Origin of the sequence: Yoonia sp., from assembly GCF_030731595.1 — a bacterium.
In the GTDB taxonomy this organism is placed as follows: domain Bacteria; phylum Pseudomonadota; class Alphaproteobacteria; order Rhodobacterales; family Rhodobacteraceae; genus Yoonia.
The window spans coordinates 23,216-43,813 of record NZ_JANQTS010000075.1 but is presented as its reverse complement, the minus strand read 5'-3'; the positions used below and the strand labels follow the sequence as shown (position 1 = coordinate 43,813).

The 20,598-nt window shown below is 57.2% G+C and carries 20 protein-coding genes and 1 tRNA gene; 10 read left to right on the top strand and 11 right to left on the bottom strand.

Annotated features, from left to right (window positions below):
* Nucleotides 1–63: 63 nt before the first annotated feature.
* Genes NWQ23_RS08400 through NWQ23_RS08380 form a run of 5 tightly spaced genes read right to left on the bottom strand, consistent with a single transcriptional unit; the run spans nucleotide 64 to nucleotide 4,286 of the window.
* Nucleotides 64–678 (bottom strand): hypothetical protein, encoded by a 615-nt coding sequence (locus NWQ23_RS08400; RefSeq protein WP_306165831.1) that lies wholly within the window; start codon nucleotides 676–678, stop codon nucleotides 64–66.
* On the bottom strand, nucleotides 678–1,421 hold the full coding sequence (locus NWQ23_RS08395) for a vWA domain-containing protein (RefSeq protein ID WP_306165830.1): 744 nt from the start codon (nucleotides 1,419–1,421) through the stop codon (nucleotides 678–680). The genes NWQ23_RS08400 and NWQ23_RS08395 overlap by 1 nt, the downstream gene beginning before the upstream one ends.
* 13 nt (nucleotides 1,422–1,434) lie before the next feature.
* Nucleotides 1,435–3,108: an ABC transporter substrate-binding protein gene (locus tag NWQ23_RS08390; protein WP_306165829.1), complete on the bottom strand. Its 1,674-nt coding sequence runs from the start codon at nucleotides 3,106–3,108 to the stop codon at nucleotides 1,435–1,437.
* Between the two features lie 18 nt (nucleotides 3,109–3,126).
* Nucleotides 3,127–3,786: a hypothetical protein gene (locus NWQ23_RS08385; protein ID WP_306165828.1), complete on the bottom strand. Its 660-nt coding sequence runs from the start codon at nucleotides 3,784–3,786 to the stop codon at nucleotides 3,127–3,129.
* The gene (locus NWQ23_RS08380; protein ID WP_306165827.1) at nucleotides 3,783–4,286 is read right to left on the bottom strand and encodes an OmpA family protein; all 504 of its coding nucleotides are present in this window, start codon (nucleotides 4,284–4,286) and stop codon (nucleotides 3,783–3,785) included. Before NWQ23_RS08380 ends, NWQ23_RS08385 begins: the two co-directional genes overlap by 4 nt.
* A gap of 180 nt (nucleotides 4,287–4,466) precedes the next feature.
* Here NWQ23_RS08380 and NWQ23_RS08375 point away from each other — a divergent pair, with 180 nt between their 5' ends.
* Nucleotides 4,467–5,960: an AMP-binding protein gene (locus tag NWQ23_RS08375; protein WP_306165833.1), complete on the top strand. Its 1,494-nt coding sequence runs from the start codon at nucleotides 4,467–4,469 to the stop codon at nucleotides 5,958–5,960.
* A 155-nt stretch (nucleotides 5,961–6,115) separates the two neighbouring features.
* Here NWQ23_RS08375 and NWQ23_RS08370 read toward each other — a convergent pair whose 3' ends face one another.
* Both NWQ23_RS08370 and NWQ23_RS08365 read right to left on the bottom strand, forming a co-directional pair.
* Nucleotides 6,116–6,733, bottom strand: a complete 618-nt coding sequence (locus NWQ23_RS08370; RefSeq protein ID WP_306165826.1) for a YjbF family lipoprotein — start codon at nucleotides 6,731–6,733, stop codon at nucleotides 6,116–6,118.
* 47 nt (nucleotides 6,734–6,780) lie between these two features.
* A complete protein-coding gene (locus NWQ23_RS08365) occupies nucleotides 6,781–8,754 on the bottom strand; it encodes a YjbH domain-containing protein (RefSeq protein WP_306165825.1) in 1,974 nt (657 codons plus the stop codon).
* Nucleotides 8,755–9,004: 250 nt separating this feature from the next.
* Here NWQ23_RS08365 and NWQ23_RS08360 point away from each other — a divergent pair, with 250 nt between their 5' ends.
* The 9 genes from NWQ23_RS08360 (at nucleotide 9,005) to NWQ23_RS08320 (ending at nucleotide 15,574) form a co-directional block, all read left to right on the top strand.
* On the top strand, nucleotides 9,005–9,292 hold the full coding sequence (locus tag NWQ23_RS08360) for an STAS domain-containing protein (RefSeq protein WP_306165824.1): 288 nt from the start codon (nucleotides 9,005–9,007) through the stop codon (nucleotides 9,290–9,292).
* On the top strand, nucleotides 9,289–9,660 hold the full coding sequence (locus NWQ23_RS08355) for a response regulator (protein ID WP_306165823.1): 372 nt from the start codon (nucleotides 9,289–9,291) through the stop codon (nucleotides 9,658–9,660). The genes NWQ23_RS08360 and NWQ23_RS08355 overlap by 4 nt, the downstream gene beginning before the upstream one ends.
* Entirely contained in the window at nucleotides 9,660–11,762 is a 2,103-nt protein-coding gene (locus tag NWQ23_RS08350; RefSeq protein WP_306165822.1) for a chemotaxis protein CheA, read from the top strand. The genes NWQ23_RS08355 and NWQ23_RS08350 overlap by 1 nt, the downstream gene beginning before the upstream one ends.
* Nucleotides 11,746–12,213 carry a chemotaxis protein CheW gene (locus NWQ23_RS08345; protein WP_306165821.1) on the top strand — a complete coding sequence of 156 codons (468 nt, stop codon included), beginning with the start codon at nucleotides 11,746–11,748 and terminating at the stop codon, nucleotides 12,211–12,213. The genes NWQ23_RS08350 and NWQ23_RS08345 overlap by 17 nt, the downstream gene beginning before the upstream one ends.
* Nucleotides 12,210–13,121, top strand: coding sequence for a protein-glutamate O-methyltransferase CheR (locus NWQ23_RS08340; protein WP_306165820.1), 912 nt, complete (start codon nucleotides 12,210–12,212; stop codon nucleotides 13,119–13,121). The genes NWQ23_RS08345 and NWQ23_RS08340 overlap by 4 nt, the downstream gene beginning before the upstream one ends.
* Complete coding sequence (locus NWQ23_RS08335) at nucleotides 13,118–13,504, top strand: response regulator (RefSeq protein ID WP_306165819.1); 387 nt, start codon at nucleotides 13,118–13,120, stop codon at nucleotides 13,502–13,504. The genes NWQ23_RS08340 and NWQ23_RS08335 overlap by 4 nt, the downstream gene beginning before the upstream one ends.
* On the top strand, nucleotides 13,501–13,884 hold the full coding sequence (locus NWQ23_RS08330) for a hypothetical protein (RefSeq protein ID WP_306165818.1): 384 nt from the start codon (nucleotides 13,501–13,503) through the stop codon (nucleotides 13,882–13,884). The genes NWQ23_RS08335 and NWQ23_RS08330 overlap by 4 nt, the downstream gene beginning before the upstream one ends.
* A 182-nt stretch (nucleotides 13,885–14,066) precedes the next feature.
* Nucleotides 14,067–15,056: a CheB methylesterase domain-containing protein gene (locus NWQ23_RS08325; RefSeq protein WP_306165817.1), complete on the top strand. Its 990-nt coding sequence runs from the start codon at nucleotides 14,067–14,069 to the stop codon at nucleotides 15,054–15,056.
* Nucleotides 15,053–15,574: a chemotaxis protein CheD gene (locus NWQ23_RS08320; RefSeq protein WP_306165816.1), complete on the top strand. Its 522-nt coding sequence runs from the start codon at nucleotides 15,053–15,055 to the stop codon at nucleotides 15,572–15,574. The genes NWQ23_RS08325 and NWQ23_RS08320 overlap by 4 nt, the downstream gene beginning before the upstream one ends.
* A 101-nt stretch (nucleotides 15,575–15,675) precedes the next feature.
* On the opposite strand, the gene NWQ23_RS08315 is transcribed toward NWQ23_RS08320, so the two are convergent.
* The 4 genes from NWQ23_RS08315 to NWQ23_RS08300 all read right to left on the bottom strand — a co-directional run bounded on the left by NWQ23_RS08315 (nucleotide 15,676) and on the right by NWQ23_RS08300 (nucleotide 20,542).
* Nucleotides 15,676–16,548: an NAD(P)-dependent oxidoreductase gene (locus NWQ23_RS08315; protein WP_306165815.1), complete on the bottom strand. Its 873-nt coding sequence runs from the start codon at nucleotides 16,546–16,548 to the stop codon at nucleotides 15,676–15,678.
* Between the two features lie 36 nt (nucleotides 16,549–16,584).
* Nucleotides 16,585–18,471, bottom strand: coding sequence for an acyl-CoA synthetase (locus tag NWQ23_RS08310; protein ID WP_306165814.1), 1,887 nt, complete (start codon nucleotides 18,469–18,471; stop codon nucleotides 16,585–16,587).
* Between the two features lie 107 nt (nucleotides 18,472–18,578).
* Complete coding sequence (locus tag NWQ23_RS08305) at nucleotides 18,579–20,369, bottom strand: ABC transporter transmembrane domain-containing protein (RefSeq protein WP_306165813.1); 1,791 nt, start codon at nucleotides 20,367–20,369, stop codon at nucleotides 18,579–18,581.
* 99 nt (nucleotides 20,370–20,468) lie between these two features.
* A tRNA-Gly gene (locus tag NWQ23_RS08300) sits at nucleotides 20,469–20,542 on the bottom strand.
* Between the last annotated feature and the right edge of the window lie 56 nt (nucleotides 20,543–20,598).

The following is a 20,598-nucleotide window of genomic DNA, read 5'->3' as shown; positions in this document are numbered from 1 at the left end:
TGCCAATGGTTTTCGCTTTGACGCAGAAACCGTGACCACCCAGACCCACGTCTTTTGCCCTGTTCAGTCCTCTGGCCGATTGAGGCTGCGGTCGGTGCGGTGCGCGGAGGTGTCAAGCCTGCGGGTGGCGGGCGTGCCGGGAACCAGAATTTCAGCTTTGCGATAATAGGCGCGAAGCTCGTGTTTGGACATATCCAGCGCCTTGCGTGCCGCTTTGACGGTCATGGATTGCCAAGGCTCCTTCTCAAGCGGGATCAGATGCAGGTTCTTGCCCGGTAGGTTGTCCTGCGCATAGCCGATGCCCAGCAGGTAAGAGGCGATATGCGCCTCTTCGAAACGCCAGTGCTTGGGATAATCCTGTGTCGACACACGGATGAACGTATCAATGTGTTCTTGCGTGATCTCCGAGGCAGCGCCCATCGTGACACCGATGATAAAGGCTTCGTCCTGCACATGCAGGCCCCGCCCCAGCAAGACATGAATGCAATCATGCCGGTTGAGATGGATCGCACCGGGCAAGGCATCAGGGCTTTCGGGGTTTTCATATTTCTTGATGATCTCTGGGACATCATCGGCATTGGCCGCAGGCAGTGTGGCCAGAACCTCAGCGATTGTCATGTCGTCGGTATCAAGGCCGGGGTTCCATTCTTCCCATGTCAGATCGACGCGGCGTCCCATTATTCGCTCCCAAAGCTGGTGATGGCTGAAAACACCTGTTCTTCAGCAATGGCTGTCCGCAGTGCATCGGCAAGGCCAGAGACATCGCTGACCGAAACAAAGGCGGCAAGGTCTGGCCGCCGCAAGACATGTTGCCCGGTAAGGCCCACTCCGATTGTGGCGATCTGAATGGGGGTCTGGCGGGCAATATCCTCGATTTCCGCGCGCAAGAGATCACCGTTGTCGGCGACGCCATCCGTTGTCACAAGAATCCGATATGTCCCGAAGCCGCCCACCTTTGCCGCTTCCTCTGCCAAGCCCTGACGGGCCGTTTTCAGCGCGCGGGTCAGCGGCGTCGAGCCGTCGCTGAACACCCGTGACAAGGGCGCAGGCAAGGCTGTACGCGCATCGGCAACCGCCATGAACGGCAGGATCAATCCGTCATTCAGTGCGATGACCGCGACTGCATCTGTGTCTTTCATCGCCTCCAAAGAGGCAAGGACAGCAGTTTTGGCCGCTTCCATGTCCTGACCCATCGACCCTGAATCGTCGAGGACAATCGCCGTGTAGACGCGGTTAGGATCGGGCAAGGCCTCTACCTCGGCAGCATCTATCCCGGGCCATGACGCGATCGCGGCCCAGTTCGGCATGACAGGCGTGTTTGCCGCTTCATCGTTGCTGCCAAACTGGGTGAATTGCCCAATCGCATAAAGCACGATCAAGCCAGCAGCGATATAGCCTATGTTCTTGGTTGGACTGGCCATGCGCATGCACCCCCTACTGGAGCGGAGCGAAGGTTGTAGCCTCCGCCTGAACAGTCAGAACCCGGAAGACGACGCGCATGTTTTCACGCCATTGCGCTTCGGTTTGGGGCGGATTGTGGCGCGGGCTTGTGATGCCCACCCCGTCAACGGTGAACTGGTCACGGTTCATCCGCAAACCGGTATCGCTTGCATAGCCGTCAAGGGCATCAACCACAGCGATGGCGCGATCAAGCGACAGGTTTTGCGCCGATGTCCGAATGGCGCGCAGCTCGGTGTTGTCAGCCCCATCTTGTTCGCGCTGCAAGAAGTAAAGCGGATCAGAATGCCCTTCTACGGTGATGATGGCCCCCGAATAGGTTGATGCAAGCCGCAAAATCTCTTGGAAATCGGCCTCGTAAAGGGCGACAGGGAAAGCCGTTGAATCGGGGGCAAAGAAGACCTCAAAGTCGATCCGCGTGTTTGCGTCCAACTGCCCGGTCCGGCGCAGGGTGCGCACGGCGGCGGCCGCCGCCTCGGGATCAAAGGCCGCAATCTGGCGTTCATCCAGATTGCTTAGCCCAGCAGTCAGCGCAGTATAGTCCCAGTCAGCAATCGCCAGCCGCGCAGGCGCGCTGAGCCGCCCTGCTCCGCGCAAAGCAATATTCACTTCTTCCAGGAGCACGTCATAGCGGCGTGGTTCATTGGGGTCGGCAAAGTGGCGGGCATTGCCGGACCAGCCGTCTGTGATCGCGTCCAGCCAGAGGAACACCCCTTCTTCATCCGGCAGGCCGCCCAGAAACTCCCGTGCCATCAGCGCCGCCATTTGCGCACGACGCGGATCGCCTTCTGCGGCCATAAAGCTTCGCATCTGCTCTTCTGCGCGAAACAGGATGTTGACCATCTGTGCGATCTGATCGCGGTTGGCGTCAAAATAGTCGGCCCGCACCGAGATATAGTCACCGATCACAGAGGCGGCTTCCTGGGTTGAGATCAGGATGCTCGCGCCCCGCACAGAGCCTTCCGCGCCCGTGCCCACTGTTCCGTCAGATGTGAGGAACCGCGCATCGGGCAAAATCACGGCAGCCGCGTCAGCACGCCCGTCTGCCAAGGCAGCAGAGGGTGTATCGCCTTCGCCTGTCAGGTCCGCTGTCCAGACGATCTCGACATCGTCAAAGCTCAGCCCGCCGTCGGCAAGGATCCGGCCCACAAAATCGACATGCGGTCCATTGGCCTGAATTGCGATCCGCTTGCCTGCAAGATCCGCGATCTGGCCAATGCCCGCGCCACCGACAATGCCGTCTCCGGCGGAAAACGAATGCTTGAAGATGACAATCTGCTCGGTGCGCGGATCATCTTGCGTCACTGGCGCTGCGGCCGCCAACATGCCCAAGGTCCCGCGCAGGAAAGGCGTTTGACATTGCAGGTAATCTTCAAGCTGCGTCTCGAAATTGTCTTTTACGCTGAGTGACAAGGACAGATCAGCATCACCCAACAACCCGCCGTTGGGCGCGAGTGATGCGCCATTGGCCCATGCCACGACACCGTCAGCACCCCATGCAATCAGTGGCATCTGCGGATTCCAGCCTGATCGGCAATCCCGCACATCTGTTGTGACGGTTTCGGCCAGCAAATCGCCGGGAGCCGCATGTGCCGCCCCATTGATCCCAAAGACGGCCAGTGCCGCGATCGAGAGGGTTCTGCGTATCATGTATCGTCCTTTCATGTCCTAAACACTCCGCCGTCGCAGCAGCAATTCAGCGGTGGCAGAGGAGATATCAACCTTGTGTAGCAACTGATCTGCCAACCGGTTTTCGTTGCGGTCAAATGCCTCTTCAAGGGCGGCAAGGGCTGTGTCGACCTTGGCCCGGCTTTCCGCAATCTGGGTCGCGTTGATGTCTGATTGCCCACGCAGCCGCAAACTGGCATGGGTGATGACCGCTTCTTCGATCAGTTCGGTCCGGATCAGGCTTTCACGGTGCACCGACAGGGCATCCGGGTCGTAGAACAGCTCGCGTGCGACAGCATCCATACGATCCGCCACCGCGCGGGTGCGGGCATCTAGGGGCGGTTGAAAATTCGCGGCCGCGCGCCGCAGTGCGTCAGCACGGCCATGTGCCGTTGTGATGGCACTCAACACATTGCCGGACCGCAAATCGGACAAACCATGGCGCAAGCCAAAGGCATGGCGCAACCGTTCCGCGTCAGTCCAGATCCAATGTGCAGGGGCCAGCATCCCCAGAACAAGGGTCAGACCAAAGGCCAGCACAGCAGCCGTCGCTGTCGCAAATCCGTCAAAAGGCAAGGGGAGCCGCACCAAAAGCGCAAACCCCACAGCGAGTATGACCGAGACGATCAAGGCTGCCCAAGGCAAGACCGATGGTTTCATCGCCGCACCTGCAAGCTCACATCGACCCGTGCCAATTGGGCCTGCCATGCCCGATCGGTGACATCTTGGGGCTGTGCAAAAGGTGCTGCACCACCCACGCCCGCAGAGGCAATCCGTTCAGGCCCGATCCCCATTTCGACCGCGATTGCGCGGGCCATATCAGCGCGGGCGACGCTCAATGCGCGATTGGCCTCGGGATCACCCGTTGTGCCACTGTGGCCAGTCGCGACAACGTGGATCCGCTCATCACGCGCAGCTTGCAACAAAAAGGCGCGCAGCCGGTCCTCTTCGCCTGCCGCAAAGGCCGTGCCACGGGCAAACCGAAAACTGTCTGTGCCCGGTGCCGTCACTTGCCCCAAGGTAGCCAAGGCCACCGATCCACCCGCAAGCACAGCCGCACCCAATCCGGCCAACACCAAGCGGCGTGGCAGTCCCGGGGAGGTATCATCCGTCATCGTCTTGCGCACAGGCCCATCCAGAATATTGCGCCTCTCGCGCATGTCATACTGTGAAAACTCATCCCTACATATAGGGCACTCCAAAAGTATTTGAAGCCCTTTGAAAGGGTTAGCCTCCCTGCCCTGTGCCGCGTTTGGCACAATTGGCCCCTTGCGTCGCTTGACTGCAGCGCTGCCTTCGGCGATGCCATGACGCAAGTAACATCCAAGAAGGCCGCTCTCGTGACAAATGTCCTTTATGATGCGCTGATTGCACCGCATGCCGGGAATCCGGCACCTTTTCTCGTTGATGATCATGGCGTCACGACCACATATGATGCGTTTGTGCGCCGCGCAGCGCAAATGGCAAACGTCCTGCTGGATGCGGGTGTTCAGCCGGGCGACCGCGTTGTTGCTCAGGTTCCAAAAACCGCTGATGCGATGGCGCTCTATGCAGGCAGCTTGCAGGCTGGTGCCGTCTATCTGCCGCTCAACAACGCTTATACCGAAGCCGAGCTGGGCTATTTTCTGGCAGATGCCACGCCAAAGCTTGTGGTTTGTGCCGCCGCCACAGAAGAGATGATGCGCCGCCTGTGCCAGCCAATCGCGGCGCGCGTTATGACCTTGGATGATGGGGAAACAGGTACTCTTTCCCTTGCAGCAAGTGGTGCAAAGCCGCACTGCGATCCCGTGCCGCGCGGGCCTGATGACTTGGCGGGGCTGCTTTATACGTCGGGCACGACCGGTCGCGCCAAAGGCGCGATGATGTCCCATCGCAATCTGTTGTCCAATGCCAGTGCACTGACCGCACTTTGGCAAATCACAGACAAGGACAACCTGCTCCATGCGCTGCCCATCTTTCATACCCACGGGCTTTTTGTGGCGATGAATACCAGCCTGCTTTCGGGCGCCTGTGTCCGCTTTATGGCGCGCTTTGACCTCGACGGTTTCATAGCCGCACTTCCAGAGGCCACTTTGGTCATGGGGGTACCGACCTTCTACACCCGCCTGCTGAATGACCATCGTTTCTCGGCAGAAACCTGCGCCAAGATGCGTCTTTTCATTTCAGGCAGCGCGCCGCTTCTGGCCGAGACACATACCGCCTTTGCGGCACGAACAGGCCACCAGATTCTGGAACGCTACGGCATGACGGAAACCAATATGATCACCTCAAACCCCTACGCTGGCGCACGCATCGCGGGCACCGTCGGATTTGCCCTGCCGGGCATTGAGGTTGTGGTCACCCAAGACGGGCATCCGCTCCCGCATGGCGAGGTTGGGATGATCGAAGTGCGCGGTGACAACGTGTTTCAAGGCTATTGGAACATGCCGGACAAGACCCGTGAAGACTTGCGGACAAATGGCTTTTTCATCACAGGCGATCTGGGCGTGATCGATTCCGAAGGCCGCGTCAGCATTGTGGGACGCCAAAAAGATCTCGTTATTTCAGGGGGCTACAACATTTACCCCAAAGAGGTAGAGGACCTGCTGAACGCGATAGACGGTATCGAGGAAAGCGCCGTTTTCGGCATTCCCGATCCCGATCTGGGCGAACAAGTGGTGGCAGCGCTTGTCACCGAGCATGAGGCTTTCGATCTGGCTGGCGTGCAGGCGCATGTTGCAAGCGCGCTGGCCGCATTCAAGCGACCCAAACGCTATGTCATTCACGACAGTCTCCCCCGCAATGCGATGGGTAAAGTGCAAAAGAACATCCTGCGGCAGATGTATTCCGACTAACAGCCAGCTGCACCCGTCAGGTGTGCCGCAGGAAACAGGCGCTTGGCGTCACCCTTTGCAATACCGGACGGACCCAGTGCAATCTGTACGCCGCTTACCCCCGAAAACGATCCTCATGGCACGCGCAAATGGTCCGCATCAAACGCGCTGACGGGTCACGCATCAGGGTCGAATTGATCGATCACATCAACTTGCACGTTGCCTTGGATCGGACCGGTCCACTGGCTGGTTCTCCAGATCCGACCGGACCGGACATCGAGGTAGTGCACATTGGCAAAGCGCAGCCCTTCCGCAGTCTTGCAGATTTCACCGACCTCGACCACATCACGCATCACCCCGACGACGTCGATCTGCGCGCGCGCACCTTGCACATGCGTGCAGCGGGTCTCGATCTCGCGATACACCGTACCCCGTTGCGACAGCACGTAGGTCCGTGTGACTTCGGTTGGCCATGCCCCTGCGGCAGCCTCGGTGACCAAAGGATCATCCGCTTGTGTCCGGACCGCCTGAAGATTTGTGCCTAATCCAAGCGTCGCATAAACAAGTCCACCCTGCAGCGTCACACCCCGGTTATCGTTGGAACTATAGTTGATCCGCCCTTCCCGCATTTGGATTGCGACACCGACCGTTGCAATGTTGCTGGACGGGCTGATCATCATCACGGCGGCCAAATCGGCAGCCTCGATCGCTGCGCGGTTCACGGTCGGAATCCGCATTTCCTCATCTATGGCAGGGTTCATGATCGCTTGACCCACCTGCCCGAGTGTTGCCATGCAACCGCTCAGGGCCAAGGCCATCGCGCCAGCTAGAAGAGCCTTTATCAATTCCAGAACTCCCCCCAGGCATCTTCGATGCGTTTTCTGTCAGAGGCGCGCAATTCATCGTAAAGCAATCCGGTTCCGCTGACGCGAGAGCCGAAATCACCGGACGGGCCGCCGACTGACAAGTCTGTCGTGCCTTTGCCACCCTGCGGCGTAGTCCATGACAAAGGAATGGCCAAGGCTGCCCCGAACTTGAGCGGTGCATCCGTTTCCTCGCTCCAGCTTGTCGAAGCGGCGATCCGCCATCCGTTGCTATAGTTGCGCCCGACGGTCAGCCCCACCGCAAAGTCGCCTGCAAGATGCTGTCCCGCGTCCAGAATGATGAAGTCGCCATTCTGCCCGACATTGGCGTAAAGACTGCCAATCACTGTCGTTGCATCCGCATCTTCAAACCCGAACCAGTCCTCATAGGCGCGTTTTTGGACATAGGTTGCTTCCAACCCAAGCGCAAAATTCTGCTCTGGAGCCCGCCAGATCACTTCACCACTCACGCCACCATAGGCCCGCTCGAACAGGCCCGCCGACACGCGGCTATAAAGCTGTGGCGCAAGCCGGAACCTGTGGCGGGTGGTCAGGGACTGCAGGTAGATTTCGTCGGGCGTATAGGATGTCAGATCAGAGCGGATGCCGGGCTCTGCGGGTGGATCGGCCTGTGTCCATTGATTAAGGAAACGATAGCCAAGCGCCCCTTCAATCAAGGTCTGCGGTGAAAAGCTGTAGCGCGCATTCGCGGTCAGGGTCCCTGTCAGTTCAAGGCTGTCGGAGGTGACGAAATCCGCCTTGAATGAAGGCAGAATGCCATAGGTCAGGCCGGGTTCGAATACGGATTCATGAAGCGCGTCAGGCCTTTCCATGGGGCTTGCCGCAAAGCTCGTGGCATTCCATGCCTGTTCCGCCGCGTCCGGCTGACCGATCGCGCGATCAAGCCCGGCACGATCAACAACCATCACCGCGCTATCGAAAGCTCCGGTATTTTGCGTCACACGGAATGTCGTGATCCGTGCGGGTGCAACGGCAGACAGGACCCTGAGAACGCGCCCCGTTGTGCGTGCGACGTTCACATCACTGCGCGATGAAGCTGTGATATCAATCGTCTGATCCCCCATTGCAAAGCGGGAGATCTGGATATCCTCTTTTTCCAACCGTTCTTCGAGCAGGTCAAAGACTTGCTGCGCATTCGGTTGCGGCCGGTTCGCCCGCGCCGCAGTGTTTTCCAGATAAGGATGCGGCCCGCGCCCGATGTTGTCTTGAAGCACAGCGCGCGTCGGATTTGCTTGGAAAGACAGACGCAGGCCAAGGCTGTCTTGATTGTTGACCAGACCTGACACCGTCAGGCCGTCGAAAACCTCGTAGCTGAGGCTGGCCGCATAGGTGTCTTCGGCCGCGTCGCCTGACAAACCACTGTATTCTGCCGCGACAACCAGTCCTTCAATGCCGGTGTTCCAAACAAGGCTTGCGAAAGGTGCAGTATCGCCAGCAAACAGATGATCCGTCCTGATCGTCCCTTCGTCGCTGCCGCGTTCCGGCGTGTTCTGCAAGGCATAGCGCCCCCAGCCCAGCCCGACCGCAGCATGAAGCGATCCAAAGGTCTTGCCGGCAACGATATACTCTCCCGAGCCCCGGTCATCGCTCCCGAAACCCACGATACCGGCGGATAAGCTGGGAATAAACGGGCCTTCATCCAGGAGGCGCAAACCGAAACTCAGTTCATTCCCGCTCGATGACCCGGTGCCGGTGTCATAGGCTGGAAAGCTGATGCCGATCTCAAGGCGGTCACTGGGTTGAAACCCGAATGAAAGTGCGCGGTAATCTTCGCGGTAGTCGAAGATGACTGTCAGTTCTTCGGCTATACCTGATGCAGGGCGCGGAGTGTCGACAGCTTGCGACAGTCCACCAAGCCCCTCTGCAAGTGCGGCCGAAGAGGGGATGGCAACGCAACATATTGCCCAGAGTACACGGTGAAACGACTTCATTCACTTTGGCTTTCGAACATCGGACGATCTGCTTTTTGCCTTTTGACCAGCATATTCGCGTTCCAAATCAGATGTCGAGCAGATACCCGAAAAACCGGCGGCGTTTGTCGCAGGTCAGCGCGATGATCTGCGTTTGGCGAACCGGTGTAGAAATCCACAACAGCATTTACGCGAAATTAAGCCATCGCCCCGCATAAGTCCGGAGCCTGCAACAAAGCAGCTGACCTCATCGCTCTGGAATTTTTTGCATATGACGACCGCACCCGCCACTTACGACCTGCCCGCAGTGACGCGAATGGAAGACTGTCATCACCTTTTTGACTTTCTGAACGCAGCACAGGATCAAGACGTGCAAATCAATTGCCAGGACGTGACCCGCCTCAGCGGCCTGTGCGCCCAACTCTTGACGATGGGCGCGAAAGCTTGGGCAGCCAATGACCGGGATTTTCATCTTTGCGCTGCATCGCAAGCGTTGCACGACGATCTGAAAAGCCTTGGGTTAAGCGATTTTCTAACCGTGGACGGAGCCAGCGCATGACGACGCATATTCTTGCAATCGACGATTCCCGCACAATCCGCACGCTGCTGACAGCAACACTCGAAAATGCGGGCTTCAAAGTGACGACCGCGGTCGACGGTGTTGAAGGCGTCGCAAAATTTCAGCAATCCAATGCTGACCTCGTCATCACCGACGTGAACATGCCCAACAAGGACGGCTTTGGTGTGATCGAGGATATCCGAAACGGTGACGTGAATCGCGCGGTGCCCGTGCTTGTTCTGACAACGGAAAGCGGGGCAGACCTCAAGGAACGGGCGCGCAAAGCGGGGGCCACGGGTTGGATCGTCAAACCGTTCGACGATGCCTCCTTGGTCTCTGTCATCAAACGACTGACGGGGGCTGTTTGATGATCGACCGCGCCATCCTAGAAGCCTTCTTTGAAGAATGCGAAGACTTGCTTGTCGCCCTGAACGAGGGGCTCACCGATATGTGCAACGGGCAGGCTGACGATGAAACGGTCAATGCCGTTTTCCGGGCGGTGCACTCCATCAAAGGGGCCGCTGGTGCCTTTGCACTCGAAGATCTGGTAGGCTTTGCCCATAAGTTCGAAACTGTCCTGGACGAGTTGCGCGCGCATCGGCTTGCTGCGGACGATAACCTGCTGCGTGTCCTTCAAAGAGCTGGTGATATCCTCGCGGATCTGGTTGATGCGGCGCGCGACGAACTTCCCGCCAATCGCGATCAGGTGGATCCTGTCATTGCCGAACTGCAGACGTTCCTTGGCAAAGAGGCGGAGCCGGAAGAAGAATTTGTCTTCGAAGCGCTTTCACTTGCCTTTGACCCACCAGAGACAAACCGGCGCTTCAAAGTCACATTTCGGCCAGATCACGCATTCTATGCGACCGGTAACGATCCCACGCTCATCCTCGCAGCGCTAGAGAAAATCGGAACCTGCACGACAACGGTTCAGACTGACGCCTTGCCCGACAGATTTTCCGATTTCTCTTGGACGGAAGGCTATCTTCTTTGGCAAGTCGAGATCGAAGATCTTCTAGATGATTTTGCCATCCGGGACATCTTTCAGTTCGTGGACGATCTGTGTGATCTCAAGATAGAAGAGGTCTTGGATGAGACAGGTACAGATTTGCCCGCACCTGATGAACAGGGTCCGGATCCTCTTGATGCGACAGATGAAGCTACCGGTCTCGCAGCGGAAGGTCCGGTTTTGGATGTCGTTGATTCTGAAGCACAATCGCTGGCAAAAACCGAAAAATCGAGCAAGCGGACAGCAAGCACATTGCGCGTTGACCCGGAAAGGGTTGACCGCCTGATCAATGCAGTGGGCGAGTTGATCATCAATCAATCCGTCATTTCGCAGCGTATCGCAGAAGCAGCACTGCCCAATAGCGCAGAGCTTTTCGGCGATCTTGACGACTATAAATTGCTCGCACGCGAAATTCAGGAAGGCGTGATGGCCATTCGTGCGCAACCGGTAAAGCCCTTGTTCCAGCGGATGCTGCGGATCGCGCGCGAAGCGGCAGATGCGACAGGCAAAAGCGTTGACCTGATCACAGAAGGCGAGGCGACCGAGGTTGACAAGATCGTGGTGGAACGACTTGCCGACCCGCTGACCCATATGATCAGAAATGCAATCGACCACGGGATCGAAAAGCCGCAAGTACGTGCAGAGGCGGGAAAGCCTACGACCGGCACACTGCGCCTTACGGCCAGTCAACGCTCTGGCAGTATCGTGATTGAGATTATCGACGATGGAGCAGGCCTGAACCGGCCCCGGATCCGCGAAATTGCGATCAAGAAGGGGCTGATCCGGTCTGATGACCATCTGTCAGATCAAGAGATCGACAATCTGCTTTTTGCCCCCGGGTTCTCGACGGCGGACGCGATCACAAATCTCTCGGGCCGGGGTGTCGGGATGGATGTTGTGAAGACGGCAATCACGGCACTTGGTGGGCGCGTGACCATCAATACCGTCCCGGGAGAAGGCACCACTTTCTCGATCACGCTTCCGCTTACGTTGGCTGTCATGGATGGGATGATCATCAGTGTTGCAGGGCAGACGATGGTGGTACCGATTGCAAGTATTCTGGAAACGATCCGACCGGTCGAGGCGGACCTGTCAAAGCTTGGTTTGAACAACACACTTCTGCGGGTCAGAGGTGAGTATGTGCCAATCATTGATCTCGCCGACCGGCTTGGCACCGCATCATCCAAATCCCTGCTGACCGATCGCGTTCTCTTGCTGCTGCAGACCGAAACAGTCGCACAATGCGCTCTGGCCGTGGACGAGATTCATGACCAACGCCAAGTTGTCGTCAAAAGCATGCAAGGCAACTATGGCGAAATTTTCGGGATCTCGGGCGCCACAATTCTCGGCGATGGCAAAATCGCTCTGATTATCGACCCCGACGCGATTTCATCGACCAAACCGAAAACGCAAACCGCTCCATTTCACTCCAAAAAAGAAGAAGCCTATGTCACCAGTTCTTGACCTCACCGGCTCGAAGCAAATCGAATTTGTTACACTCGTTGCCGGTGGACAAAACTTTTGCATCGAAATCACCCAAATTCGCGAGATCAGGCGCTGGTCTCCGGTGACGCTGCTGCCGCATTCGCCCAAGCACATCCTTGGCGTGATCAACCTGCGGGGTGCTGTCATTCCGATCATTGATCTTGCCGCGAAACTTGGGTTTTCCGCGATTGCGCCGACACAGCGCCATGTGATCATCATCACAGCGATCGAAGACCGGATTGTTGGACTGTTGGTTGAATCAGTATCCGAAATTCTTGGAATCGAGTCAGGTGTCGTGCGCGAAACACCCAGCGGAACCGAGGACCTCACAACCCGGTCCATTCAAGGCATCATCCCAGTTGGCGATGACATGACCAAAATCATCGACCTCGAGGCGCTTTTGCGTGACGGCGAGCAGGCCGCAGCATGAGTACTGCCGCTGCAAAACAGGCCGACTTTGAAGGACTTGACTATCAGTTCTCCGACCGTGATTTCCAGATGATCGCGGACCAGGCCAACAAGCGCTATGGCTTGTCCCTGCAGCCCTCAAAGAAACCACTGGTCTATTCGCGCCTCGCAAAACGCCTCCGGGCGTTGCAGTTGAAGAGCTTCGAAGAATACTGCGCACTCCTGCAACGGCCAGATGGTGCAGCAGAGCACGGACAGTTCCTGTCTGCTTTGACGACGAATGTCACACATTTTTTCCGAGAACTTCACCACTTTGAGTTTCTCAAAGAGACAATCGCACCAAAGCTGATTGAAAAGTCGAAGATGGGCCAAAGTGTCCGACTTTGGTCATCGGCCTGTTCATCAGGGCAAGAGGCCTATTGCATGGCGGCAGCCCTGATCGCGGCCTCACCAGATGTTTGCAACCTTGACATCAAAGTACTGGCAACGGACCTCGACCCGCAGGTCGTTCATGCAGCAAAGCAAGCGTTGTTCCCAAAAGATCAGCTCAAGGCCATTCCCCCCAGTTGGCGTCAAATCCTGATCGCGCAAAGGACCACAGATGAGGGGCAAATCGCCATAAATGACAAGGTGCGCAAAATGGTCTCGTTTGGCGAGCTCAACCTGATCGCGGACTGGCCCATGCGTCGAAAATTCGACGTGATCTTCTGTCGCAATGCCGCAATCTACTTCGACAAAGGCACCCAGGCACGCCTTTGGGAAAGGTTTGCGGATGTCCTGACAGATGACGGGTACCTGATGATCGGACACTCAGAGCGGCTCAGTGGGCCGGCCATGTCTCAATTCAGCAGCGTTGGCATCACCAGCTATCAAAAAAACAAGATGCCCGGACGGCAGTCAAACAAAAAACCTGAAGGAGACCGAACATGAGCTTGAAAGATTCTTTGAGGGTTATGGTGGTGGATGACATGGGTGTCAGTCGCGGGCTCTTGATCCAAGCGATTGAGGAAATGGGGATCTGGAAAAACCAAGCTGAGAATGACGGCCAAGCGGCGCTCAAGAAACTGATCACTGATCCGGTTCATCTTGTCTTGTCAGACTACAACATGCCCGGAATGGATGGTTTGCAACTGCTCCAGGCCTTGCGTCAAAATCGAACGACAGCGCGGATTGGTTTTATCCTTGTGACAGGTAATCCGACACCGGATCTTGTCGCAAAAGGGAAAGCCTTGGGGCTGAACAACATCATCAAGAAACCCTTTTCAACAGCCAGCATGCGGCAATGCATAGAAAGCGTTGTTGGAAAACTATGACATTGACGGACCATCAGGCACAGACCCCGCATCAAAGTCTTAAGCAGGTGCTGCAAAACACTTCGCTTTGCTTGGAGGGCATTGTTGTTGCAATCAAGACTTTGGAACAGGAGATATTGCTGAGCCATGCGCAGTCAAAACCTTGTCAAGCAACCGGCGCAAAGTTGCAGTCGGTCGATTTTGTGACCCAGTCCCTGGAAGAAACAAAACGACTGCTTGAACGTATCGCGGATGATCTTCCAACGGGTTTGTCGGTCGATCTGGATCGGGTGATTGCCCCAATCAAACTTCAGAAATTGAGGGATCAGATCGTGGCGCGGCCCAAGCAAGGATACGACATTTACAATCATTCCCTGGAGGCTGATGTGGAGTTGTTTTGAGTGACACGCCCTGAGTGAAACCGGGGAACCGTCATACCCGCGCGCGACTAGAGCGATGTGGTCTGCGGGTCATCAGCAAGAATGCGGACCAAAGCACATCTTCGGGGACAAAAGAGCGACGCTTGCGACGAAGATTTGCCCCCAGAACCCACGCCAAAGAGCAAGAAATTGGACCACCCGATATGCATGTACTGATCGCTCATTCATGTTCTACCGCGCGGGAAAAACTGCGTGAAAAAATCACATCAAATGCCGTAGATTTTGCCTGCGTCACAACATCCTCGCTCACGGAAACCTACAATTACGCTGAACACAACAATCCCGACTGCGTCCTGATTGCGGACGCGCTTGCCAACTGTCCGGAGTTCGAAATCTTGGCGTCGCTTTTCAGGATCATGCACACAGGATGTGTGGTCATGATGACGCAGGACGACCCTGGATCGCACAACTTTACCGCAAAGGACACGATCACCGTGAGTGCCGCCGGCTCTGCGGTAGAGGTCTGTGATGCCATCCGCAAAGCGACCTTCGTTGCCCGCCGCAAGCACCCGTTTGTGCAGAAATCTGCACCGCTCACCTCGGACAGATATGATCCCAGAAAGATCCTGCTGATTGGTGCGTCGACTGGTGGGATCGACGCGCTGTGTCAGGTGATTGGTCATTTTTGTGCTAACTGCCCACCTACAATGATCGTTCAACATACAGGTGGACGTTATGCACAAAGCCTGATCCGGCTGCTTGACGGGGCGACCGAGGCAAGAGTGGAAGCGGCACAGGACGGCAAACCGCTTTGCAAGGGCCATATCTATCTTGCGCCAGGTGATGCCACTCATCTTGCCTTGTCGATATCCGGTACGCTCCGGATCAAATTGCTTGAGGACACTCTTATCTCGGGTCATCGACCGTCGATCGACGCATTGTTCAGTTCTGCGATTGGCTATGCCCCGCATGTTGTGGCGGCGCTTTTGACGGGCATGGGGCGCGACGGCGCGCAAGGATTATTGGCACTCCGTCATGCGGGTGCCGTCACGCTTGGCCAAGACGAAGCCACGAGCGTCGTCTACGGCATGCCACGCATGGCAATGGAAATGGGTGCCGTGACCCAACAATTGCCGATCCAGAAGATTGGCCCTGCTTTGCTACAAGCATGCCATGCAAAGGCCCGCGCATGACCGTACAACAAAAAACGATTACCGTTGTTCAAGGCGATTATGCAGTCTCATCGGACCCGCATGTGATTATGTCCACGGTACTGGGTTCATGTGTCGCGGTCTGTCTTTTTGATCCGCGGGCGCATGTTGGTGGGATGAACCATTTCTTGCTGGCCGGGGATGGTCAGGCGCGGGGGGACGACCTGAAGTATGGCGTCAATGCCATGGAACTCCTGATCAATCGGGTCTTGCGCGCCGGCGGTGACCGACGCGCATTGCAGGCAAAACTGTTTGGGGGCGCGCGCATGACAGATCACGCGCGGGATATCGGCCACTCGAATGCTGTCTTCGCGCTGGAATTTCTGGCGCGCGAGGGTATCCCCTGCGTCTCGCAAAGCTTGGGCGGCCAGAAAGCACGCCGTATCCAGTTTACCCCGTCAACCGGGGCCGCGCGGCAGCTTCAGGTTTCCGGGCCGCCGCCCGAGATCAGACCCATCGCACAGGTCCTGCCGAAACCCGAAGCAATCACGCTTTTCTAGGGTTTTTGCAGATCAGCAATTTTGCGCATGAGGCGCACAAATGATCTGCAGCGCGGCAGGTCACAGACCAAAGTGTCGGAGGGGATCAGGGCGGATAGCCCCTAGTCCATCGCCTGCAGTCGCTTGAGCAAAGACGACGTATCCCAGCGCCCACCACCGAGTTTCTGCACATCCTTGTAAAACTGATCGACCAAAGCCGTCACCGGCAGGCTGGCACCATTGTCATTGGCCGTGGCCAGGCAAATGCCCAAATCCTTGCGCATCCAGTCGACAGCGAAACCATGGTCCCATTTGTCGTCCAGCATGGTCTGATAGCGGTTCGACATTTGCCAACTTCCCGCCGCACCTTGCGAAATCACTTCGACCACAGCGCGCCCGTCAAGCCCCGCTTTCTGGGCGAAATGCAGCGCTTCGGACAGGCCTTGCACCAGTCCGGCAATCGCAATCTGGTTGCACATCTTTGTCATTTGCCCCGCACCACTGTCACCCAACCGTCGGCAGAGCTTTGCATAGGCGGCTATGATGGCCTCGGCCTTGTCATAGCTCTCTGCCGCGCCGCCACACATGACCGACAGCGCACCGTTTTCAGCGCCTGCCTGCCCGCCTGAAACAGGGGCGTCAACAAAAGCGATTCCCTTTTCGGCGGCAATCGCGTGCAATTCCTGGGTGACGGCGGCAGACACCGTTGTGTGATCCACAAAAATCGATCCCGGTGCCATCGTTGCAAATGCACCATCCTCTCCAAGGCAGACGGAACGCAGGTCATCATCATTCCCGACACAGGCCAGAACAACCTCTGCGCCAGTGGCCGCGATGGCAGGAGTGGCGCCCATTGCACCGCCGTGCTGCGCGACCCATTTTTCAGCCTTGGCGGCAGTGCGGTTATAGACCGTCACATCGTGCCCCGCGGCTTGCAAGTGCCCTGCCATCGGGTAGCCCATGACACCAAGGCCCAAAAACGCAAGTTTTGTCATCGCAGTTCTTCCTTTATTCATTACTCAGAGCGTGACTTAGTCCGCCAATTCCCAAGGGATAGTGTAGGCATTCAAAGCTTTGCCGATTTCTGCTTCTGTCACATCGCCTGTCTTGGCAATTTGCGCAACCAAACCGCGCCGCTTGTCCTCGCTGACCTCGCGGACTTCGGCGGCAAGATCGTGCAAGGCTGCATCGTAGATCCGTGTGATGGCACGCTTGCGCAAATCCGGTTTGAAGATTTTGCCAACAGCCGTTTTTGGCAACTCGTCCAATATTTCTATACTCTTGGGGTGTGCCGCACGTTCGTGGATATGGTCTTTGGCAAAAGCCATCAATTCTTCCGGTGTCACCTTGGCCCCTTCGACCAATTCGACATAGGCACACGGCACTTCACCCGCATGCAAGTCCGGCTGCCCGATGGCCCCTGCAAAAGCGACGGCATCGTGCCCGGCCAAGGCCTCTTCGATCTCGGCAGGGTCAATGTTGTGTCCACCGCGAATGATCAGATCCTTTGCACGGCCTGTGATCCAAAGATAACCGTCTGCGTCCTTTCGGCCCAGATCGCCCGTCCGCAGGTATTGCGCGTCACTCTGTGCCCCAGAGTAAAAGAGGCCGCTATTCTTTTCGTCTTCGGTGTAGGTCTTGCCGCCATATACCCCCGGACTGCTGACGCAGATTTCCCCGATCTCGTCGATACCCATTTCCATCCCCGTGGCAGGGGACATGATCTTGACGTCCGTATAGGGGAATGGCACGCCGATGGACCCCACCCGTTTTTCACCGATCGGGGGGTTGATCGACACCAGACAGGTCGCCTCTGTCAGGCCATAGCCCTCGCAGATGGTCACACCTGCCGCCGCTTCGAAACGGCGGTAAAGTTCCAGTGGCAAAGGGGCCGAACCGCAAAAGGCCAGCCGCAGGGTCGAGATATCCGCATCCACCTTGCGCTGCATCAGTGCCGACATGGCCGTGGGCACGGTGATCATAAAGGTGACCTTGTGCTTCTCGATCAGCTTCCAGAAATTGTCAAAGACCCCCTCCCCGCGATAGCCTTGCGGTGTCGGGAAAACGATCTGCGCGCCAGACCCCAAAGACGCCCCCAAAGACACGATGGTCGCAAAGACGTGGAAAAGCGGCAATGGACAGATTTGCACATCCTGTTCGGTAAACAAGAGCCTGTCGCCCAGCCAGGCATTATAGACGATCCCGGAATAGCGATGCTGCACAACCTTTGGCATCCCCGTCGTGCCTCCGGTGTGGAAGTAGGCGGCCACACGGTCGGTCGTGCTGTCATGAAACTGGAGCGTTGTGGGCTGTTTGTTCAGTTCGGCATTGAAATCGAGAACCTTCGCTTTGTGTGCAACTGGGTTCTTGGGGCGGATCAATGGCACAATCAAGCGCTTCAGGCCGGTCAGGTAGCGCAGCAAATCAACCTCGAGCACATGGGTCACATTCGGTGCCAGCCTTACCGCCTCGGCCGCTTTTTGGGCCACATCGGTCTTGGGGAATGCTTTGAGCGTGACAAGCACTTTTGCATTCGTCTCGCGCAGGATTGCGGCGATCTGTTCAGCCTCGAGCAGTGGATTGATCGGATTGACGATACCTGCCACCTGCCCGCCCAGATAGGTCAGCACCGTTTCGGTTGCGTTCGGCATCAGATAAGCCACGACATCGGTTTCACCGACACCCAGTTTGCGGAACATATTGGCGGCCTGCCCGGTCTTGCCGCGCACTTCATTCCAGCTCAGCGTTTCGCATTTCGCCTCTGGATCGGAAAACAGGCTAAAGCTGACAGCCTTGCGGCTGCCGTGTTTGTCAGCGGTCTGCGTAATCAGGCCATAGGTGGTGACGGGTACATCCCGCGCCGCCCACGGCATTTCATTTTCGATTGCATCACGATCTGCGACAGTTGCAAACGCCATGTCGTCTCCTCCCCCGTTCCTTTGCCACACACCTGCGTAGCCTCCCTGTGGATGCAAGGTGCGGACAATCGCGGATAATCACAAGCCTGACGCTGCGAAAAAAGGATTTATTCGGCGGCGACGCCTTCGGTAAATTGTAAACGCGCCAGCCGCGCATAAAGCCCGCCTTGGGCCACAAGCGCGTCATGGGTGCCTTGGGCGACGATCTGCCCGTCCTCCAACACAATGATCCGGTCCGCTTTTTTCACGGTGGCCAGACGGTGTGCCACAATCAATGTCGTGCGGCTTTTGGCCAGTTCTTCAACAGCACGCTGCACGGCATATTCGCTTTCGGCATCCAGCGCACTTGTCGCTTCGTCCAGCAACAAGATCGGCGCATCTCGCAGGATCGCGCGGGCAATCGCAATCCGCTGCTTTTGCCCACCCGAAAGCATGACACCGCGTTCGCCGACATAGCTTTCAAAACCGTCCGGCAGGGCCTTCAGGAAATCATAAGCTGCTGCAGCCTTTGCCGCCTCTTCCACCTCAGCATCCGTCGCTGTCGGGCGGCCAAAACGGATATTCTCGCGCGCGGTATCTGCAAAGATGACCGGATCTTGCGGCACAAGGGCAATGTACTTGCGGAAATCAGCGCGGTGGAGATCGCGCAGGTCTATGCCGTCGATCCGCACGGCACCCTCTTGCGGGTCATAGAACCGCTGGACCATCTGGATGATCGTGCTTTTGCCTGCCCCCGACGGCCCGACAAGGGCCACAGTTTCACCGGGCGTGATATCGAGATTGATCCCGGCAAGGGCCGAAATTTGCGGCCGCGAAGGGTAGTGGAACTTGACGTTGTCAAAGCGCAACGCGCCTTTGACAGGTGCGGCCAAGACCTTGGGTTCTGCGGGGTCTTGCACCGTATCTTCCGCGGTCAGTAGTTCGACCAAACGCTCGGTCGCACCGGCAGCGCGCTGGAGCTCGCCCCATACCTCGGACAGGGCCGCGACTGCGCCGCCCACCATGATCGTATAGATCATGAACTGCACCAGCCCGCCTTCGGTGATTTCACCGGCAACCACATCCTGCGATCCCATTTGCAGGAACAGGACGATCGCAGCAAAGACCATAAAGATCACGATGGCTGTCAACATCGCACGCGTCAGAATCCGCTTGCGGGCGGACCTGTAGCTTTGCTCTGTGACCTCGTCGAATTTGGCGCGGCTTAGCGCCTCATGAGTAAAGGCCTGTACTGTTTGCGCCGACAACAACTGCTCGGAGGCATCGCCGCTTGATTCCGCGATCAGGTCCTGATTTTCCTTGGACAGGCTCCGCACGCGGCGGCCCAGAAACAGGATCGGAAACAAGACTACGGGGATCGGCCAAAGGACCATGACGCTCATCTTGACCGATGTCAGCAGCATCAGGATCACACCGCCGATGAAGATCAGGATGTTGCGCAAAGCAATGGAAACCGAACTGCCGATCACCGAAAGGATCAGCGTCGTATCGGTCGTGATCCGGCTGAGTACTTCGCCGGTCATAATCTTTTCGTAGAACGCAGGGCTCATGCTGATCATGCGGTTGAACACCGCTTTGCGGATATCCGCGACCACACGTTCACCCAACCGCGTGACAAGAAAATAACGCAGCGCCGTGCCAAAGGCGAGCAGCACCGCGATGGTCAGCATCGTGACGAAATGCTGGCTGATCTCGCCGCTGGCCAGCCCGAATGTATCGACAACACGCCCCGCCGCAATCGGCAGACTGAGCGAAACCATTGCGGTGAAAACCAGTGCGACCGAAGCGCCGATCATGTTCCACCGATAGACCTTCATGAAAGGCCAAAGCGCGCGCAATGCGCCCACTTTTTTGCCGACAGGGCGGTCTTCGGGTTTCGGTCTTTGGGTCTCGGCCATGCACAGTCCTCAAATTCACTCAGGGTGTCTTAAAACTGAACCGAGCGTTTCACAAGGCGACCAATCGCATCTGAGGTATTTTCATATGCATGGATGTCTTGGAGCGGGCGGCGGGAATCGAACCCGCGTCTCTTGCTTGGAAGGCAAGGGTCTTACCATTACACAACGCCCGCGTCCGTTTTGGTGAATTATGGCACCGCAGGCAGCGCGTCAAGCAACCGCTGGCCTC

Coding starts and splice junctions, on each gene's coding strand:
- NWQ23_RS08400 (WP_306165831.1), bottom strand. CDS start 678: ATGGGACGCCGCGTCGATCTGACATGGGAAGAATGGAACCCCGGCCTT.
- NWQ23_RS08395 (WP_306165830.1), bottom strand. CDS start 1,421: ATGGCCAGTCCAACCAAGAACATAGGCTATATCGCTGCTGGCTTGATC.
- NWQ23_RS08390 (WP_306165829.1), bottom strand. CDS start 3,108: ATGATACGCAGAACCCTCTCGATCGCGGCACTGGCCGTCTTTGGGATC.
- NWQ23_RS08385 (WP_306165828.1), bottom strand. CDS start 3,786: ATGAAACCATCGGTCTTGCCTTGGGCAGCCTTGATCGTCTCGGTCATA.
- NWQ23_RS08380 (WP_306165827.1), bottom strand. CDS start 4,286: ATGCGCGAGAGGCGCAATATTCTGGATGGGCCTGTGCGCAAGACGATG.
- NWQ23_RS08370 (WP_306165826.1), bottom strand. CDS start 6,733: ATGGCAACACTCGGGCAGGTGGGTCAAGCGATCATGAACCCTGCCATA.
- NWQ23_RS08365 (WP_306165825.1), bottom strand. CDS start 8,754: ATGAAGTCGTTTCACCGTGTACTCTGGGCAATATGTTGCGTTGCCATC.
- NWQ23_RS08360 (WP_306165824.1), top strand. CDS start 9,005: ATGACGACCGCACCCGCCACTTACGACCTGCCCGCAGTGACGCGAATG.
- NWQ23_RS08355 (WP_306165823.1), top strand. CDS start 9,289: ATGACGACGCATATTCTTGCAATCGACGATTCCCGCACAATCCGCACG.
- NWQ23_RS08350 (WP_306165822.1), top strand. CDS start 9,660: ATGATCGACCGCGCCATCCTAGAAGCCTTCTTTGAAGAATGCGAAGAC.
- NWQ23_RS08345 (WP_306165821.1), top strand. CDS start 11,746: ATGTCACCAGTTCTTGACCTCACCGGCTCGAAGCAAATCGAATTTGTT.
- NWQ23_RS08340 (WP_306165820.1), top strand. CDS start 12,210: ATGAGTACTGCCGCTGCAAAACAGGCCGACTTTGAAGGACTTGACTAT.
- NWQ23_RS08335 (WP_306165819.1), top strand. CDS start 13,118: ATGAGCTTGAAAGATTCTTTGAGGGTTATGGTGGTGGATGACATGGGT.
- NWQ23_RS08330 (WP_306165818.1), top strand. CDS start 13,501: ATGACATTGACGGACCATCAGGCACAGACCCCGCATCAAAGTCTTAAG.
- NWQ23_RS08325 (WP_306165817.1), top strand. CDS start 14,067: ATGCATGTACTGATCGCTCATTCATGTTCTACCGCGCGGGAAAAACTG.
- NWQ23_RS08320 (WP_306165816.1), top strand. CDS start 15,053: ATGACCGTACAACAAAAAACGATTACCGTTGTTCAAGGCGATTATGCA.
- NWQ23_RS08315 (WP_306165815.1), bottom strand. CDS start 16,548: ATGACAAAACTTGCGTTTTTGGGCCTTGGTGTCATGGGCTACCCGATG.
- NWQ23_RS08310 (WP_306165814.1), bottom strand. CDS start 18,471: ATGGCGTTTGCAACTGTCGCAGATCGTGATGCAATCGAAAATGAAATG.
- NWQ23_RS08305 (WP_306165813.1), bottom strand. CDS start 20,369: ATGGCCGAGACCCAAAGACCGAAACCCGAAGACCGCCCTGTCGGCAAA.